Genomic DNA, 16,496 nt, shown 5'->3' on the forward strand with positions numbered 1-16,496 from the left:
TGAACGGGTTCAACTTCAACCAGTCGTTGATTGATTCTCAAGGTCGTGTGATCGGGACTTGGGCGGATGTGCTGAACCGGGCTAACCTGGGGATGGAAGTGATGCACGAGCGCAATGCTCACAACTTCCCTCTGGACTTGGCTGCGGGTGAGTCTGCTCCGGTTGCGGTTGCTGCTCCTGCCATCCATGGCTAAGGAATAAATCCAGTCTCTTCTAGAGTCTGTCAGTAAGGCCGCGAGTCATCGCGGCTTTACTATCTTTTGGAGCTGTAATGACTTGAGGCTTTACGTGGGGGATGGAACTGGTGCGATCGCAGGATCGACTACACTGGTATGCAGTCAATTGGCAAGCATTTTGGGAGGAAACTCAAACGGTTTACACTCGCCCTTTAGCCCGCTTGATTGAACAACTGCAGCGGCTGCCTGGAATTGGCCCTAAAACCGCTCAGCGATTGGCCTTACACATCATTAAACGTCCTGAGGGTGAGATTCAGGCTCTGGCTCAAGCATTACTGGATGCTAAGCAACAGGTAGGAGTTTGTTCCATCTGCTTTCATCTTTCAGCAGAGCCTATTTGTGAGATCTGTCGATCGACCAGCCGCGATAGCCACACCATCTGCGTGGTAGCAGACTCTAGGGATGTGATTGCGATCGAAAAAACCCGTGAGTATCGGGGAAAATATCACGTTTTGGGAGGTCTAATTTCTCCCATGGATGGGATTGGTCCGGAACAACTCCACATCCAACCCCTGATCCGAAGAGTCAATAAGCAAAATATTGAAGAAGCGATTCTCGCCATCAGCCCCAGTGTTGAAGGAGAGACAACAACCCTGTATATCGGTCAGTTGCTCAAGCCCTTCACAAGGGTTACCCGAATTGCCTTTGGTCTCCCCATGGGAGGTGACCTGGAGTATGCCGATGAGGTAACACTGGCCCGAGCTTTGGAAGGAAGACGGGAACTAGATTAACTCACCGACATCAGGGCCTATTTCAGTTTCTGCTTGATGATAGTGATGATCTGGGTCATCTGCTTTTTCAGTTGATCAATTTCTTGCTGCATGGCGATGATTTTTTCCTGCAGCGCTTGAATATCCGCTGAGTTTTCGGTTGAGCTGGCGTAACCATCGGGTACGGAGGAACGACTGGTGACGAGGGGTGGCTTCCGCTTAATCTTGATCATGGCGGATTTAATCGCCTCAACCAATTGCTTCTGCTCAAAAGGCTTTTCAATAAACTCGAAGAATTCAAACGGTTCCGAGATCTTCTCCGTTACTTCTTCTTTACGCCCGGACATGACTACAAGAGGAATCAGCCGCAGTTCATGTTCTTCCTCAATGTGCTGGTAGACTTCCCATCCGCTCATACGAGGAAGCAGGAAGTCTAGCATGATCAGGTTAGGCCGCTCCTGACGAACCAGGTTCAACCCTTCCAGGCCATCCTTGGCTTCCAAAACTTCGAAGTTGCCTTTTGGCAACATATCTCTTACCCGAGAACGAATGACTTTACTGTCGTCAATAACCAGAATCTTGTGAGTTGCCACAATCGACTCCTCTGGAGGTGCTGAAGGTCAAAACTACAAAACTAGAAGAAGTTACAGTTTTTTAATATTGTTAGCACCTGATCCTGATCACAGGTGAGGTGCAGGGTAAAACTGAAAAGATATTAATCAGGAATAACCTTAACCTACATTCCAGACATACGAAAGCATAAAAACAAGCATTTCGTAGAGCCTTTCCTGGTATAGTTCTGGCTCCCCTATATTCGACACTAGGTTAGTTATAGCGTGATAGAGCTTTTAACAGCAAAATTCTAATCTAGTATCCTAGTTTTTACTGGTTCAAACGTAAAGACTTCAAAATTAAGGTGTATCACGTTTCCCCTAATCCATCCGAACGAGCTAAGCAGCGTTCAGAGATTGAGGCCATGCCGGAGTGGCTCCGGCGTCCGATCGGCAAGGCCAGCGACATCTCAACCGTTCAGCAAATTATCAAACAGCGGCAAATTCATACGATTTGCGAAGAAGGCCGCTGCCCCAACCGGGGTGAGTGTTATGCCCAGAAGACGGCTACTTTCCTCCTGATGGGTCCCACCTGCACCCGGAGCTGCGCCTTTTGCCAGGTGGACAAGGGACATGCACCCATGCCCTTGGACCCTCGGGAGCCTGATCAGGTGGCTGAAGCGGTGCAACTCCTGGGGCTGCGCTATGTGGTTCTAACTTCAGTCGCCCGGGATGACCTGCCAGATCAGGGAGCCGGGTGGTTTGTGGCCACCATGACTCAAATTCGACGACTCAGCCCTGAGGCTCAAATTGAAGTTCTGACTGCAGATTTTTGGGGTGGGTCAGCTCTGGATCTGTCTCTATCGCTGGAGGAGAGACAACGCCAGCGTATTGCTACGGTCGTCGCGGCCCAACCTGCCTGCTACAACCACAATGTTGAGACGGTGCGACGGCTCCAGGACCGGGTCCGGCGGGGGGCGAAGTACGATCGTTCGCTCCGAGTATTACAGGCTGTCAAAGATCTGAACCCGGCTATTCCGACCAAATCCGGGTTAATGTTGGGCCATGGCGAGTCTCAGGAAGAGGTGATCGAGGCCATGGATGATCTGAGATCGGTGGGCTGCGATCGACTGACCCTGGGGCAATATTTGCGCCCTTCCCTGGAACATCTGCCCGTTCAGAAATACTGGACCCCTCCAGAATTTGATCGCTTGGGGGAGATCGCTCGGAATTTGGGCTTCACACAGGTTCAATCAGGCCCCCTGGTCCGTAGTTCCTATCATGCTGGCCAGACCCCCTTAGCCCACACCTGAGGGGAATAGTTGATTTTTTTTGCCCATTAATCTTTGGGTTTGTGCAATTGACTTCCATGTAAAGCGATAACGTCACTTATGCTGGTATTGGGGAACTGCCTCCAAACCAGCCTAATCTTTTGGGGCTTCATAATTTCAAGATTCTCCAGTCTCTCTGGCGATCGCCCCTACTTACCTTTACCCCTGCCAGGTTCTCAACATATGCAATCCAGTTGGCGAATCGGTTCCATCTTCAATATTCCCCTCTACATTGATTTTTCCTGGCTTTTCATTGTTGTCATTGTTGCAATCTTGAATGGATTTGCCTGGAGAGAGGTCTACCCAACCTGGCAGCCCCTGCTTCTGGGAGGTGCAGGGTTGTTGACCGCCTTACTCCTATTTGGCTCCGTCTTACTCCACGAATTGGGCCATAGCCTGGTGGCTAAAACTCAAGGTATTCAGGTCAACTCTATTACCCTGTTTCTATTTGGCGGGATCGCCGCGATCGAACAGGAGCCTAAAACTCCCGGGCGCGCCTTTCAGGTGGCGATCGCGGGTCCTGTGGTTAGCCTGGTGCTCTGTGGTGGTTTGAGTATCCTGACCTGGAACCTGCCCACCTCACACCCGGTTGCGTTTCTAGCGGCTGATCTGGCCAGAATCAACCTGGTGCTGGCCCTGTTCAACCTGATTCCCGGCCTGCCTCTGGATGGGGGGCAGGTGCTGAAAGCCGCCATCTGGAAGGCTACCGGCGATCGTCTGCGGGCAACTCGCTGGGCTGCCAGAACGGGTGAGATTTTAGGCTGGCTGATTATTCTTCTGGGTTTCGTTTCTGTTCTGATTCCAGGGGTTGCAGGGGGAAATATCTGGCTGGCGGTGATTGGCTGGTTTATCCTGCGCAATGCCGATCGCTATCGCCACATTACGGACTTACAGGAGGCCCTGCTGCAACTCAATGCAGCCCATGCCATGGGCCGAGAATTTCGGGTCGTGGAAGCCGGAATGACCTTGCGACAGTTTGCGGATCAGTACCTGCTGGATACGGCCCGTTCACCCATGTATTTTGCGGCTGCAGATGGGCGCTATCGGGGTCTGGTAGAAGTGACTGCCCTGCACCAGGTAGAACGCAGCCAATGGGAAACGAAAACGTTGCAAAATATTTTACAGCCTTTGACTGCCATACTGACTGTTCAGGAGCAAACACCCCTGATCGAAGTCATCAATCTGATGGAAAAACATCAGCTCAGCCGGATTACCGTTATTTCTCCGGCTGGTGCAGTCGCCGGAGTCATCGATCGGGGGGATATTGTCCAGGTTGTGATGCAGCAACTGAAGGTCCAGATTGCTCCTGCCGTGATTCAAAATATTAAAGAAGCAGGGGCCTATCCACCGGGATTTCCCATTCTGGCTGTGGCCAAAGCAACAGAAGAGTTATTGCCTCACCAGGATCCCTAACCCATTAGCCCCAAGATTGGCCTTTAAGAATATTGCGGATCCCCTTTGGATTTTGCTTTTGCCTTAGCTGCACTCCGCTTTAAGGCATCCAGGCGAGCTTCGTACTTAGACCGCTGACGCTTCTTGGGAGACTGTTCAATCAAAGTTTTCAGAGCACTACCCAGACTTTTGTAGGCGTTGGGTAGGGTGTAACCGAACCGAGTGGCCAGTTGGATGGCTCGATCGTCCGCCTCGATCGCTTCGCGCAATTTCTTTTCACCATTATTCTTCAGGTATAGACGGTAGCCCGCGAAGCCTGACAGGCCCAGAGCCAGAACCAGCAACAACCCGTCCTGAACCCAGAGTTCGCCGACTGCCCCCCCCAGACCGATCGCCAGAGCGGCCATTTCCCAACCATCCCTGGGAATCGTATCATTCTGCACCCGACCCACCTCGTGCCAGAACAGCAGATTTCGCTGGTCGGTGGCCAACTGTTCCCACTTCGGTAAATCAATTTGAATCTCAACCTGATCTTTGCCAATCTCTTCACTAGTAATCAGGGGAGGGTTCACAGCCGAGGTGACTTCTACCGTGACCCAGCTCTGGAGTTCAGGGGGTAGGAGCCCTTTGAGACGACGGAGTTCACTCATTTCAGCTCTAGCAGAGGATGCAGCAAAAGATGTCATGGTTTCAACGTTGGAGATTCAAACAATAAAAAATGGATGTCAACGATCCACATTTGCAGTATAGCGATCCTCACCGCTCCGTAACAGTCTCAAATCGTGCTGAAATCACCCCGATTATTCTGGTGATTCCACTTCCAGATAATACTAGAGAGGAGATTGGTCAGGATGTGGGCCAGAATTGGCACCAGCAGATTGCCTGTGGCCATGGCGCTGTAGCCCAGCAAAAATCCGACTAGAATGGCCCACGCCATGTAAGGCCACTGTTGCAGGCTGCTCAGGTGGAGCACCCCAAAAGAAATGCTGGAAACTGCCAGAGCCATGAAGCCCAGACCAAAGGCTGGCAACATCACGCCTCGAAACAGCAATTCTTCGCTCAGACCAGGAAGCAGCCCCAACCAGAGTAAATCTGGCCAGAGCAGCGGTTTCAAGACCAGTTGCAGATAGTAGTCTGCACTCTGGCGATAGGCTGGCCAAAAGCGATAAATCAAGGAACTGGCCGCCGTAATCAGCAGACCTACCCCCAGACCCACCAGCAGAGCTCTGATCTGAAATTTCCAGGGCAACAGAGCCACCGCGCCAAATTTACGCCATAGGGTTGCCATCAGTAGCAGGACGATCGCCGTCACTCCGATCGCCAGTAGAACCTGAATGCGCGTCAGGGGTTCAAGATCGGGATTAGGGGAAGGTTGATCTGCCACAAGAAAATACTAAAGGTTTATGCTTTGCCAAAGATCTTTAACCAAGATGGTATCAGGAGAGTTACAAATTTTTGTCCCTCTCTCAGCATACAGGACGCAACGAAGATAAGTGGGGACTCAGGGCCGCAACGCTGACTCCGGCGCGGTGAGCTGCGATGGCACCCAGGGCTTCCAGGTAGGAGTTCACCTGCAGGGCTGGAATGCCCAGGGCTTCTGGCGTCACCTGCATTTTGGTCTGGTTATCTTTGACGGCAATCACTTGGGCCTGCCCCTGACTCAAACTGAGGATGGCGCTGCCCCCACAGGCTGTTGCAGGCACAATCACGGCATCCACCTGATGGGACCAGATTGCAGTGGCCTTGGGCGAGGTGACAAATTGAGGAGCCCGACTCAACCCTGCCAGCACACAGGGCAGGAATGTAAAGCCAATTTCTTCGGCAGCCGATCGGGGGGAAAGCTGGGGGTCCAGGGGCAGGGGCAGGAGTGCAGGGGCATGGGCAGAGGGAACCCGAAACGTCCGTACTACCAGATGGCTGATCACGGCTTCTGCGCCAGCCAGGGGGTCCACCCCCTGACCGTGACGGTACTCCTGCAGGGCTGCACTGTCCTGGTCATCGGGGAACCGGGCCACCACCGCGATCGCCTCGGCCCCAGCCTGCGTAATCAGCCGGTCCACAGCCCGCAATAAGCTACCCGGATTTTGAATCGTACCCCAGGTGGCTCCGGAGGGTGCGGTCCGGAGTTCCACCCCTAGGGGGGCATCGGTGATGACATAGTCCGTCAAACGGAGACCCAGGGTAGCGCGAGTGGCCTCAGCCGCCTGGATCTGCCGCAGTTGCAACTCAGATTCGATCGCCCGATCCAGGACCAGACCCACCCGATTCTGATGGGTCGGAGCTAAGCCCCATTCACCGGCAGCAAAGCGATCGAGCGCGTAGCCTTCCACGTAGAAGGCATTAGGTAGGGGCCAGTAGAGCTGAGCCCCATTCAACACATTAGGGTGGGTAATCAGGCAATCCACCATCTGGGCCATGGCTCTGGCCACAGGCAGAGCATCTCCGGCGTAGCCTCCGATCGCTGCCCCAATTCCGGTGGGAATAATCAGAACAGCGGTATAAGGACGCAGGCTCAACTTAATGGCGCAATGGGGGAGAGCTTTGCGGGTTCCAGGGTCACGATCGCCTCAACATGAGCTTTCTGCTGCACCACGTTGACATCGGTCACGGCCCAGCGGAGGGGTTCACCCCGCTTTTGCAACTCGGCCTCGATCGCCTGTTGCATTTGGATGGGGGACTCCTGGAGATCAACTTCTGCAGTGATAAAGTGAGTGGTCATAGGACTTTCCTGAAAAGCAACCTTCAGTCCTTTCCTTACTTTTTCTGGAACTGACCGAACTGAAGGTAGTATACCGTGTCTTCCTTCTCTGTCTCAACCTTCAGATCAGAACGGGGATAGGACACACAGAGTAAGGCAAACCCTTGTTCACGAATTTCCGGGGCAATGCCCATCCCGTCGCTCTGGTCTACCGTCCCCTCAATCAATTGAGCGGCACAGGTGGTACAGACGCCAGCATTACAGGAATTAGGCAGAAAATCGAGACCCGCTTCATACGCCGCAGATAACACGGTCTGATCTTCGGGCACCTGGATGGTGTGAGTTTCCCCCCGGTAGTTAATTTCAACGGTGTAGGTCTTGGCCATGGATAGAAGAATTGCAACTGCAGAACAACATCAAATCATATAGCAAATTTCACGGGAATGCGGAGGCAGGATGGGGCCACTGCCCACCTCCTGCCCTGACCAAGCGGGTGACGGCTACAGGGTCAAAAATGGCCGTGCCAGGAAGAAGCTAGAAATCGACTTGGCATCCACCGGTTCTCCGGCCAGAATTGCAGCTTCCAATTGCTGGGGTCTCATCAACACCACTTCAATATCTTCATCCGCGTCCTGATCCGGAGGGAGGTCTAGCTTTTCCAGATCCTGAGCTAGGAAGGCATAAATAATCTCATCGGAGTAACCGGGAGCCAGCACAATCTCTCCCAGTTTCTGCCAGGTCTGGGCGCGATACCCAGTTTCCTCTTCAATTTCCCGCCGAATGGTGCTTTCCGCGTCTTCATTGGGTTCCAAGGTGCCTGCTGGAAATTCCAGCACCCGACCCATCACCGCAAAACGATATTGCCGGACCAGGACCAGTTGCCCGTCCGAAGTCACGGGGACAGCCAAGGCCCCACCGGGGTGGCGGATACATTCCCAGTCACCTTCGGCTCGATTGGGCAGACGCAGCCGATTGACTTCAAAGTTAAACTTGCGCCCTTCGTAGAACAGACGCTTTCTCAAGAGTTGGGGAGGCTCAGAGCCGACAGCCATGGATGGAAACTCACAACTTTTGCACTCCTGAACAGTCTACCGCCTGCAGGAGTTCACCGATCGTCTTTCCCGTAATTGGGTCCACCCAATCTGGGGCGATCTCAGCCAGGGGGACGAGAACGAAAGCCCGATCGCCCATCCGGGGGTGGGGAATCTGGAGCTGTGGCGTTTCCAGCACCAGGTTATCAAACAGCAATAGATCCAGATCCAGCGTTCGAGGACCGTTTCGTTCCTGGCGCACCCGCCCGAACTGGACTTCGACCTGGAGCAAGGTTTGCATCAGGGGCCAGGGTTCCAGCCCAACCTGCAACAGGGCGCAGCCATTCACATAATCTGGCTGGGGTGGCCCCACCGGACTTGTCCGATACCAGTGAGAGCGTCGGGTGACAGCAATTTGGGGATAGTGATCCAGGAGATCCAGGGCGGCCTCGATCGTGGCCTGGGAGTCCCCGAGATTGCTACCGAGGGCGATCGCTGCGGCAGGCATCCTTAGAATTTGAGCTGGCTAGAGTGGATTACTCCGATCGAACCACAAACATCCGTGTAGTACCAGGGTCCGGCTGAGCCATAAATGTTAATGGTCGTGGGACTGTTGATAGTACAGAGCACGGTGCCATTGGGGGAGTTTCTGACATTAGACGGGGGATCGAAGACAAAAGCCGCATTGTTGCCCCCGTTGTAGCTGCAGACCACTTCCAGCATCCGCTGGGTGGCGCGGGATTGGGGCCGATGCACCTGTTTTTCTGGGAAAGTGGTCCAGGTGCCGTTCTGGCAGTTGGCCTGGCTGACGACCTTTTCATTGCCCAGGTAATACACAAAATTGACGCTGCGGGCACTGGCCCGGGAAATCGAGCACAGGTCTACATTTACGGCCTGACCTGCGACTGCGGTTCCGGCGAAATAATTACAGGATTCTGCCTGGGCTTTGGGCGGGCTCCAGAGCAGGGAAGCCCCGATCAGCGCGCAGGACAGACTCAATCCGAGGGAAAATTTATTCATAAATAGCCTCCATTTTGGCTATCTGCTCAGGCATCTATAACAACATCGAGACCTGCAAGAGGGATTGGGTCGTGTTTCAATTTTTGGATTCCACTCGCTAATACGGGATGGCTATAGTCCTCTTTTATACTGCCAGCATATCAACTGTGGCTCAGATCGGCGGGTGATCCTCATCAAATGCAACAAGGTTAGGGTAGACCCACTTGCTCGAAGTTTCCCTTTCGGAACTTGAACGATCGCCTGCATTCCCTTCTTGGGAGGGGTTGGTGTGTCCCTGGTTCCCAGAGTCTGGCTGGGGACCAGATGCTGCGACGCTGGATGACGGCATGGGCAGCCTTCAAACCTCAACGATCGCACTTTGAACCCCGACATTGCAGCTCAGAAGTCGAACGATCGTTCTCTGAACCCAAAGATTCCCCTTCGGAACTTGAACGATCGCCTTTTTGTCCCTGGTTCCCAGAGTCTGGCTGGGGACCAGATGCTGCTGCGACGCTGGATGACGGCATGGGCACCCAGGCAGAGCCTGGGCGCTAGGAAATCCCCTCTCGGGAGGGGTGGCCCGCAGGGCCGGGGTGGGTCACAGGTTACACTTTACAAGTCTCGATGTGAGAGAAGAGAACCCCCCCCCCCCGAAGGCAGACCAAGGACATACCACATTCTCTACGCGCAACCCACTCTCTCGCGCACAAACAGGGAGGTGTCCTCTAGGTGATGTGGTGCTAAATTTTACATTGCATTTATAACGAGCGCTCCTCCCCCTTGCCAAATTTGCCATCCATCCGACTTGATGGCAAAACCGATCCCAGGCTTCTTGATGATACTGGCCGTCTGGGATGCCGCCGCATTGGAGATAAATCTTCTTCTGTACCGTGAAGCCAAACCGGCCCTGGCTGTATTTCACCCAGAGGCTGTCGATCGTCTTCAACTCCTCACAGGGAAAGTTCAGCAACTCTTCTGGTTCAAACCACTGGCCCTCTTCCTTGCCGACGGTGGTGATCATCAGCCGGTAGGTTTCCCGGTCGGCTTCTCGCCACTGTCCCTGCTTCAGATAGTTCTCCAGTTGGGCATAACGGGAAGTCTGTACCGTCAGTTTCAGGGCCTCCAGTCCTGCTTCCAGCGTGGGGTCAACTCGTTTAGTCGTTTCCTGAAAACAGAGATAAGCCAGGTCGATGGCTCCCCGTTGCATCATTTCTCGGATCAGGGTAGTTGGGTTGACCTGGGCGGCATAGAGCAAAATTGTCGGTTTCCACCAGTCATCCTGGAAGTGGTCATAGAGCCGACTTTCCTGCTTCAACTGGGCAATTTGGGTGGCGGCTAAATATTCCTGAAAGCTGAGATGGGCAAATTCAAATTCGTCTGGTTCTCGCTCCACCAGCAATTCGCTAATCTGCACCACTTGTTCCAGAAAGTCTTTAGCGGCAACGGTTTCGCTCTCTTGTTGCAGGCATTTGGTCAGTCCCTGTAGGAGCTTGGCGCGATCGATCCGTTCCCAGCGGTTTTGCATCATGGCCAGGGCCAGCATTTGCAGAATCGTCTGGGCCTCGCACTGGGTCAGCAGGGTTTCCAGCTTACGGGCAGCCGGACGATCTCGAAGCTGCAACCGGCACATTTCCCGATACAGTTCCACCCGACGCTTGGGTAGTTCCGAACCTGGAAACCGGCGATGAAAGGTGACGATCATGTTCAGCAGCAGAGGATTTTTGGCCAGATCCTGGAGTTCCTGGCGGGCTTGGATCTGGGTCAACAGGTCTTTGGCGGCTTGCTGGGCCAGTTGCTGCACATCGGGTGTGTTGCGTCCTCCATGGGTGTAGCGTTCCTGGCTGAGATACCACTTTTCCACAAATTCCTGACGTTGAGCTGCATCAAAGTCTTTAATCCAGAAAGGGGTGGCCAGTTCCAGCCGATCGCCCGCGTCCTGTTCCCGGTAGGCTTTGGGCCGGGAAGTTACCATAAACACCGATTTGCCATATTGGTGCAGTTGTTCCATGATCCAGCGGGCTACGGCAGGACGTTGCGTCTTTGCCACTTCATCGAAGCCATCCAGCATCACCAGAGCCTTGCCCTGCTTCAGGATGTCCCTGGCCCAGTGGGGCGGCACCTGTAAGTCCTGAGCACCGGGTAATCCGGGAATGTGATGGTAGGTGATCAGATCAGGCAGACTGGGGGGATTCTCCTGGGAGAGCAAGTCTCGATATTTCCGCAGGATTAGCAGCACTGGAATCAGCTTGGGGGCCGATCGGGGCTGTTGCTTTTTGCCATATAGGTAGGCAATGTGTTTCAGCAAGGTGGTTTTGCCATAGCCCCCCCAAGCCTGGACCACCAGTTGCCGAAACATGGGTTCCTGCCGGGTTCTCGCCAGAATTTCCCAGATGGTTGTCGTTCCCTCGAACTGTTCAAAGACAGCCTGCCGCAATCCCGGCGAGAGGGGGCTGGCGTCGAGCCTGAGGGGAATAAATACGTCCTTGAGTAGGGGAGTAAAGATCCGATCGTGCTGGGCTACTCCTTCAGAACGAAAGGATTCACAATCCGATGCCTGACGTTGGAGATATTTATTGTCAAAGCCGGAAAGCTGCCACTTCAGGGCTTCATTCAGGCTGTCCATCCCCTTGTTCAGGGCATCGGCATCCTGTTTGCCCTTATCGGCATAAATCTCTGACAATCGCTCGACAAAATTTTTGCTATAGGCTGCCCATACTGCCGTCACGATGGTTACAGGAAATGTGAGTAGAACCATTGCCCACTCTTGCCTTAGCAAAAAACTGGCAAACAACCACCCACTTCCACCCAGAGGCATCCACTGGACGAATGCCTGCACCGATCGCTGCACAAATCGTCGTTCTGAACTGGGGGATGCTTTGGCTAGACTGGTGGGAGTCTCTTTGGGGTCTGGCTCTGGCGTCATGGCGAGACAGGCTCGGCAACGGGAATTTTCTCCCATTTTGGCGTATTTTCTTGTCCTTGCAGCTCAGAAGCCGAACGATTGTACTCCGAACCCCAAGTTTCCCCTTCGGAACTCGAACGATCGCCCTGTGAACTCGGAGTTTTCCCTTTGGAACTCGAACGATTGCACTTTGACCCCGAAGATTGCACCCCAGAAGCCGAACGATCGCACTCTGAACCCGAACATTGCACTTCTGAAGCTGAACGATCTCACTTTGAATCCCAACTTTCCCCTTCGGAACTCGAACGATCTCATTCCCCTCTGGGGAGGGGTGGCCCGCAGGGCCGGGGTGGGTCTGCTTAGGCACCCAGGCAGAGCCTGGGCGCTAGGAGAGGGGAGAACTTACCTCTGGGGAGGGGTTGGTGTGTCCCTGGTTCCCAGAGTCTGGCTGGGAACCAGATGCTGCGACGCTGGATGATGACGGCATGGGCACCCAGGCAGAGCCGGGTCTGCTTTGGCAGGGGTCCCTGGTTCCCAAACTCTGGCTGGGAACCAGATGCTGCGACGCTGGATGACGGCATGAGCCCCCAGGCAGAGCCTGGGCGCTAGGAGACGGGGAGAACGGGGTGGGTCTGCTTAGGCCCCCAGGCAGAGCCTGGGCGCTAGGAGCCTGGGCGCTAGGAGAGGGGGAGAAATTCCCTGGTCCCTGGTGTGTGTCCCTGGTTCCCAGAGTCTGGCTGGGGACCAGATGCTGCGACGCTGGATGATGACGGCATGGGCACCCAGGCAGAGCCTGGGCGCTAGGAGACGGGGAGAACGGGGTGGGTCTGCTTAGGCACCCAGGCAGAGCCTGGGCGCTAGGAGCCTGGGCGCTAGGAGACGGGCCAGATGCTGCGAATCTCTACCGATCGCTCTCCATTCCCGTCAGGGTCAGACCCAGGGGATAGGTGATAGCAAAGCAGTAGGATAACTCCCGGCGGGCTTCCGGTGGCAGGACGATCGTCCACTCCAGTGCCTGGGGGCTGCTGGAGGTGGGGGCGGGTAAGGCCCGCAGCAGGCGGGTGGTAACTTGCTCACTGCGGCTCAGGGGGAGTTGCTCGGTTACTTTCAGGGTGATTTCCCGATCGCGCAGGTTGGCGATCGTCAGGCGATAGGCGTAGGTTGTAACCTGGCTTTGCAGGAAGATGCCCCGGCGGGTCTGGCATTCAACCAGTTGCCGCTGTATCTTCAAGCCCTCGTCAATTCCTAAATCCAGGCGGAAGGGCTGGCCGGGGGCTACTTGCTCCAGCCGGATGGTGCCGATGAACAGGTTGTTGCGAAAGATGTTGGCCTGTCCTGGTAGCAGGGTGACACCATGGGGATGGTTGGTGACGATCGCCTGCAGGTAGGCAAAGCTGGCCAAACGAGGTAATGCCACGTATTCAATCCGGCAGGGATACTCATCTTCCAGAATGGTGACTTTGCGGGGAGTGCCGTCACCAGGAATCCCGTCTTCCTGGCCCAGGAGGAGGGTGGTGATGCCATTTTCGCGGGCAACTTTGGTGACGATGGGGGGCACTGCAATCGGTTCGGTAGGAATTGTCTCGGATCTGAGCGAAGAATCCCCACTGGTGATCGCCGGGTTCTGGCCCGGATGACGATACGGACTCGACTCCGGGGGTGACACATCAATGTACCAGGGATGGAACTGGGGCCAGAGGGCTCCCGTGCCGAGTTCTGAGGTGGAGAGGGTAAGGCTGGCCCCGGCCCAGTTTTCCCCACTGTACTGCTTGACTTCTGCCAGATAGCTGACTTTTACCTGCCGTCCAGTGCGGTTGAAGGTCATGTCGTAGAGGGGCGTCCAGCCTGCCCGATCGACTACATAGGACAGCTCCAGAACAAACTCTCCGGCTCCACTGGGTTCCACCATCACCACCAGTCGATGGCCTCCCTGACCTGGTGTGGCTTCGATCTGGGCCAATTGCTGACGCAGCTTTTGAAGCTGCTGCTCCAGATCCTGCTGTTCCTGCTCCAGTTGGGAAATTACCGTGGTGAATTCGCGGTACTGCTGGCCCAAAAAGTCCACAAGCTGCCGGGTTTGCTCTAGATCGATTTGCCGCTGGGCCAACCCTTGGGAGAACTGATCCACCGATTTTTCGCTCAACCCCTGGATAAACTCCCGTTGCAATTGCAGGGAGTCCAATCGGTTGCGAATGTGGCGTTGCTGCTCCTCCAGGAGGGCAATTCGATCGTTCAAGTCTGTGATCTCACTAACGATGGGTGGGGTGGTCTGCAGGGGTTCGGTACGAATGCCCAACAGGCGAACCCCCACCGTCCCAATTCCACTCACTTGTAGGGACTCCGATCGCAGGCAGGGAGACAGACCTGGGATGACCAATTCCCGTTCCAAACCCGTCAGGATCACCACCCCTCGACGGATAATCAGGGCCTGGTTGACATAGGCTGTGACGGCCAAAATGCTGGTTTCGACGACCTGAACGGTGTCTTGCTTGAAAGTCCCGATTTCTGGATGACTCAGGGATGCTGCCGAACGCTCTACCACGCCTCCTCCTCTACAGGTTGCTCGATTCAGACTGGCAGATGCACGGGCAGATATGAGTATACAGCGTTTGCTAATTTTGGGGGGTGGAATTAAAGGGTAATCCCGGCCAGGTCAAGGATTTTGGGAATTAAATCCTCCCGCTTGACGGCCATCATGTGGACGCCCTGGCACAACTGACGGGCCATCAGCACCTGTTCTGCCGCGATCGCAATACCCTCCTGGAGTGGGTCGGCGGCTTGCTCCAGCCGATCGATGATGGGTTGGGGAATATTTACCCCTGGGACACAGCGGTTGATGAACTGGGCATTTTTGGCGGATTTGAGCAGGAAGATTCCGGCCAGGACAGGCTTTCCAGCCGGGGTGGCAAGCTGGGTCATGAACTTTTCCAGCCGATCGAAATCGCAGATGAGCTGGCTCTGGAAAAATTGGGCTCCTGCTTCGATCTTGCGTTCAAACCGGCTCTGCAAGCTGGACCAACTGGCTAATTGGGGGTCGATCGCGGCTCCGACAAACAGATCCGTGGCTCCATCCGTCAGGGGTTTCTGGTTCCAGTCCAGACCGTGATTCAACTGGCGGATCATCTGCAGCAACCGCACCGATTCCAGGTCGAAGACGGCCTTGGCATCCGGGTGATCCCCAGCCTTCACCGGGTCACCCGTCAGGGCCAGGATGTTGCGAATTCCCAGGGCATGGGCTCCCATCAGATCAGACTGGAGGCCAATGCGGTTGCGATCGCGACAGGCTACCTGGCAGATCGACTCGATCCCGTGCTGCTGCAAAATCACGCAGGCCGCCAGGGAGGACATCCGTAGAACCGCCCGACTGCCGTCGGTAATATTGATTGCATGGACACGCCCCTGCAGCAATCTGGCCATTTCCAGCATGTGGGTCGGGTCCCCTCCCTTGGGTGGACAGGCTTCAGCCGTAATCAGGAACTGACCGGATTGCACGGCGGAGCGGAAGGAGGAGAGGGGACTCGGCGCAGCAGACTCAGGCATGGACGTTGAACCATTAACTGGATGAATTCCATCCTACGTTACAGCGGTATCGAGTAGCCGAGGGCGGATTTCACCTTGAGTAGGGTGTCGTTAGCGATCGCGGCTGCCTGCTCTCGTCCCTGGCGCAGGATGGACTCCAGATAGCCTTTATCTGCCATGACTGCGTGATATTTCTCCTGAATCGGCTGGAGGGCGGCGATCGTGGTTTCCGTCAGCAAGGGCTTGAACTGGCCCCAGCCCATATCCTGACATTCGATCGCCACTGCTTCCTTAGATTGACCCGACAGCAGCATGTAGAGGGTCAGCAGGTTGTTGGCCTCGGGTCGTTCCGCGTCATCGAAGACCAGGCCCCGGTGAGGGTCGGTTTTACATTTTTTGATCTTCTGCTGAATTTGCTCCGGGGTATCTAGCAGATTAATCCGGCTCTGATCCGAAGGGTCAGACTTGGACATTTTCTTTGTCCCATCCGTCAGACTCATCACCCTGGCTCCTTCAGACCGAATTAAGGGGTCCGGCTGCTTCAAAATCCGTTGCTTCCCCTTATTCCCGTACAGATGGTTGAAGCGGGCGGCAATGTCACGGGTTAGCTCCAGATGTTGCTTCTGGTCTTCACCGACAGGCACCTTATCCGCCTGGTACAGCAGGATATCCGCTGCCATCAGCACGGGATAATCCAGCAGCCCCGTACTGACGTTTTCCCCTTGTTTGATCGCCTTCTCTTTGAACTGGACCATATCCTGGAGCCAGTTCAGGGGGGTAATACAGTTCAGCAGCCAGGTCAGCTCACTGTGGGCTGGGACATGGGACTGGACAAAGATATTGGAGTGAGTCAGATCAATGCCGCAGGCCAGATAAATGGCGGCAATGCCATAGGTGTCTGTGGCCAGAATTTTGGGATCATGGGGCACGGTAATTGCGTGCAGATCCACTACACAGAAGAAATTCTCGTACTGACTCTGGTTTTCCACCCAGTTACGGATAGCGCCCAGATAATTACCCAAATGGGGATTGCCCGTGGGCTGGACTCCCGAAAGAACACGCTGCCTGGTCATGCTAAAAATAAATGGGGTTATTGCTTACAAAATGTTAAATTTTATTGTGTACTC

Annotated in this window: 18 protein-coding genes and 1 pseudogene; 5 read left to right on the forward strand and 14 right to left on the reverse strand. The window is 54.8% G+C overall.

Going from position 1 to position 16,496, the window contains the following annotated elements:
• Both BST81_RS02440 and recR read left to right on the forward strand, forming a co-directional pair.
• A pseudogene (locus BST81_RS02440) lies at positions 1-194 on the forward strand (photosystem II q(b) protein); the annotation flags it as partial.
• Between the two features lie 101 nt (positions 195-295).
• Complete coding sequence (recR, locus tag BST81_RS02445) at positions 296-967, forward strand: recombination mediator RecR (RefSeq protein ID WP_083636607.1); 672 nt, start codon at positions 296-298, stop codon at positions 965-967.
• 17 nt (positions 968-984) lie between these two features.
• Here recR and BST81_RS02450 read toward each other — a convergent pair whose 3' ends face one another.
• Complete coding sequence (locus tag BST81_RS02450; protein WP_075596961.1) at positions 985-1,539, reverse strand: response regulator; 555 nt, start codon at positions 1,537-1,539, stop codon at positions 985-987.
• A 323-nt stretch (positions 1,540-1,862) separates the two neighbouring features.
• Here BST81_RS02450 and lipA point away from each other — a divergent pair, with 323 nt between their 5' ends.
• Positions 1,863-2,810 carry a lipoyl synthase gene (gene lipA / locus BST81_RS02455; protein WP_290439410.1) on the forward strand — a complete coding sequence of 316 codons (948 nt, stop codon included), beginning with the start codon at positions 1,863-1,865 and terminating at the stop codon, positions 2,808-2,810.
• Between the two features lie 201 nt (positions 2,811-3,011).
• Positions 3,012-4,241, forward strand: coding sequence for a site-2 protease family protein (locus BST81_RS02460; protein ID WP_075597024.1), 1,230 nt, complete (start codon positions 3,012-3,014; stop codon positions 4,239-4,241).
• A 23-nt stretch (positions 4,242-4,264) separates the two neighbouring features.
• Here BST81_RS02460 and BST81_RS02465 read toward each other — a convergent pair whose 3' ends face one another.
• From BST81_RS02465 to BST81_RS02500, 8 genes are all read right to left on the reverse strand, one after another.
• The gene (locus BST81_RS02465; protein ID WP_363079180.1) at positions 4,265-4,870 is read right to left on the reverse strand and encodes a DUF3318 domain-containing protein; all 606 of its coding nucleotides are present in this window, start codon (positions 4,868-4,870) and stop codon (positions 4,265-4,267) included.
• Positions 4,871-4,995: 125 nt separating this feature from the next.
• A complete protein-coding gene (locus BST81_RS02470; RefSeq protein ID WP_075596964.1) occupies positions 4,996-5,604 on the reverse strand; it encodes a type II CAAX endopeptidase family protein in 609 nt (202 codons plus the stop codon).
• 82 nt (positions 5,605-5,686) lie between these two features.
• On the reverse strand, positions 5,687-6,736 hold the full coding sequence (locus BST81_RS02475) for a DUF3326 domain-containing protein (protein ID WP_075596965.1): 1,050 nt from the start codon (positions 6,734-6,736) through the stop codon (positions 5,687-5,689).
• Entirely contained in the window at positions 6,733-6,939 is a 207-nt protein-coding gene (locus BST81_RS02480; protein WP_075596966.1) for a hypothetical protein, read from the reverse strand. The genes BST81_RS02475 and BST81_RS02480 overlap by 4 nt, the downstream gene beginning before the upstream one ends.
• A 35-nt stretch (positions 6,940-6,974) precedes the next feature.
• Positions 6,975-7,304 (reverse strand): 2Fe-2S iron-sulfur cluster-binding protein, encoded by a 330-nt coding sequence (locus tag BST81_RS02485; RefSeq protein ID WP_075596967.1) that lies wholly within the window; start codon positions 7,302-7,304, stop codon positions 6,975-6,977.
• A 114-nt stretch (positions 7,305-7,418) separates the two neighbouring features.
• Complete coding sequence (locus BST81_RS02490; RefSeq protein WP_075596968.1) at positions 7,419-7,970, reverse strand: NUDIX hydrolase; 552 nt, start codon at positions 7,968-7,970, stop codon at positions 7,419-7,421.
• A gap of 10 nt (positions 7,971-7,980) precedes the next feature.
• Positions 7,981-8,457, reverse strand: a complete 477-nt coding sequence (folK, locus tag BST81_RS02495; protein WP_075596969.1) for a 2-amino-4-hydroxy-6-hydroxymethyldihydropteridine diphosphokinase — start codon at positions 8,455-8,457, stop codon at positions 7,981-7,983.
• Positions 8,458-8,459: 2 nt separating this feature from the next.
• A complete protein-coding gene (locus BST81_RS02500; RefSeq protein WP_075596970.1) occupies positions 8,460-8,969 on the reverse strand; it encodes a hypothetical protein in 510 nt (169 codons plus the stop codon).
• Between the two features lie 303 nt (positions 8,970-9,272).
• Between BST81_RS02500 and BST81_RS02505 the strand changes: the two genes are divergently transcribed.
• Positions 9,273-9,503 carry a hypothetical protein gene (locus tag BST81_RS02505; RefSeq protein ID WP_075596971.1) on the forward strand — a complete coding sequence of 77 codons (231 nt, stop codon included), beginning with the start codon at positions 9,273-9,275 and terminating at the stop codon, positions 9,501-9,503.
• Positions 9,504-9,546: 43 nt separating this feature from the next.
• Here the strand turns inward: BST81_RS02505 and BST81_RS02510 are convergent, their stop codons facing one another.
• The 5 genes from BST81_RS02510 to trpS form a co-directional block, all read right to left on the reverse strand.
• Positions 9,547-11,907, reverse strand: a complete 2,361-nt coding sequence (locus BST81_RS02510) for a GUN4 domain-containing protein (RefSeq protein WP_253188056.1) — start codon at positions 11,905-11,907, stop codon at positions 9,547-9,549.
• A gap of 302 nt (positions 11,908-12,209) precedes the next feature.
• Entirely contained in the window at positions 12,210-12,431 is a 222-nt protein-coding gene (locus BST81_RS27880) for a hypothetical protein (RefSeq protein ID WP_171974643.1), read from the reverse strand.
• 320 nt (positions 12,432-12,751) lie between these two features.
• Positions 12,752-14,392: a mucoidy inhibitor MuiA family protein gene (locus tag BST81_RS02515; protein ID WP_171974644.1), complete on the reverse strand. Its 1,641-nt coding sequence runs from the start codon at positions 14,390-14,392 to the stop codon at positions 12,752-12,754.
• 89 nt (positions 14,393-14,481) lie between these two features.
• Positions 14,482-15,390, reverse strand: coding sequence for a methylenetetrahydrofolate reductase (locus tag BST81_RS02520; protein ID WP_075596972.1), 909 nt, complete (start codon positions 15,388-15,390; stop codon positions 14,482-14,484).
• Between the two features lie 38 nt (positions 15,391-15,428).
• Complete coding sequence (trpS, locus tag BST81_RS02525) at positions 15,429-16,442, reverse strand: tryptophan--tRNA ligase (RefSeq protein WP_075596973.1); 1,014 nt, start codon at positions 16,440-16,442, stop codon at positions 15,429-15,431.
• Between the last annotated feature and the right edge of the window lie 54 nt (positions 16,443-16,496).

This window comes from Leptolyngbya sp. 'hensonii', from assembly GCF_001939115.1.
Lineage (GTDB): Bacteria > Cyanobacteriota > Cyanobacteriia.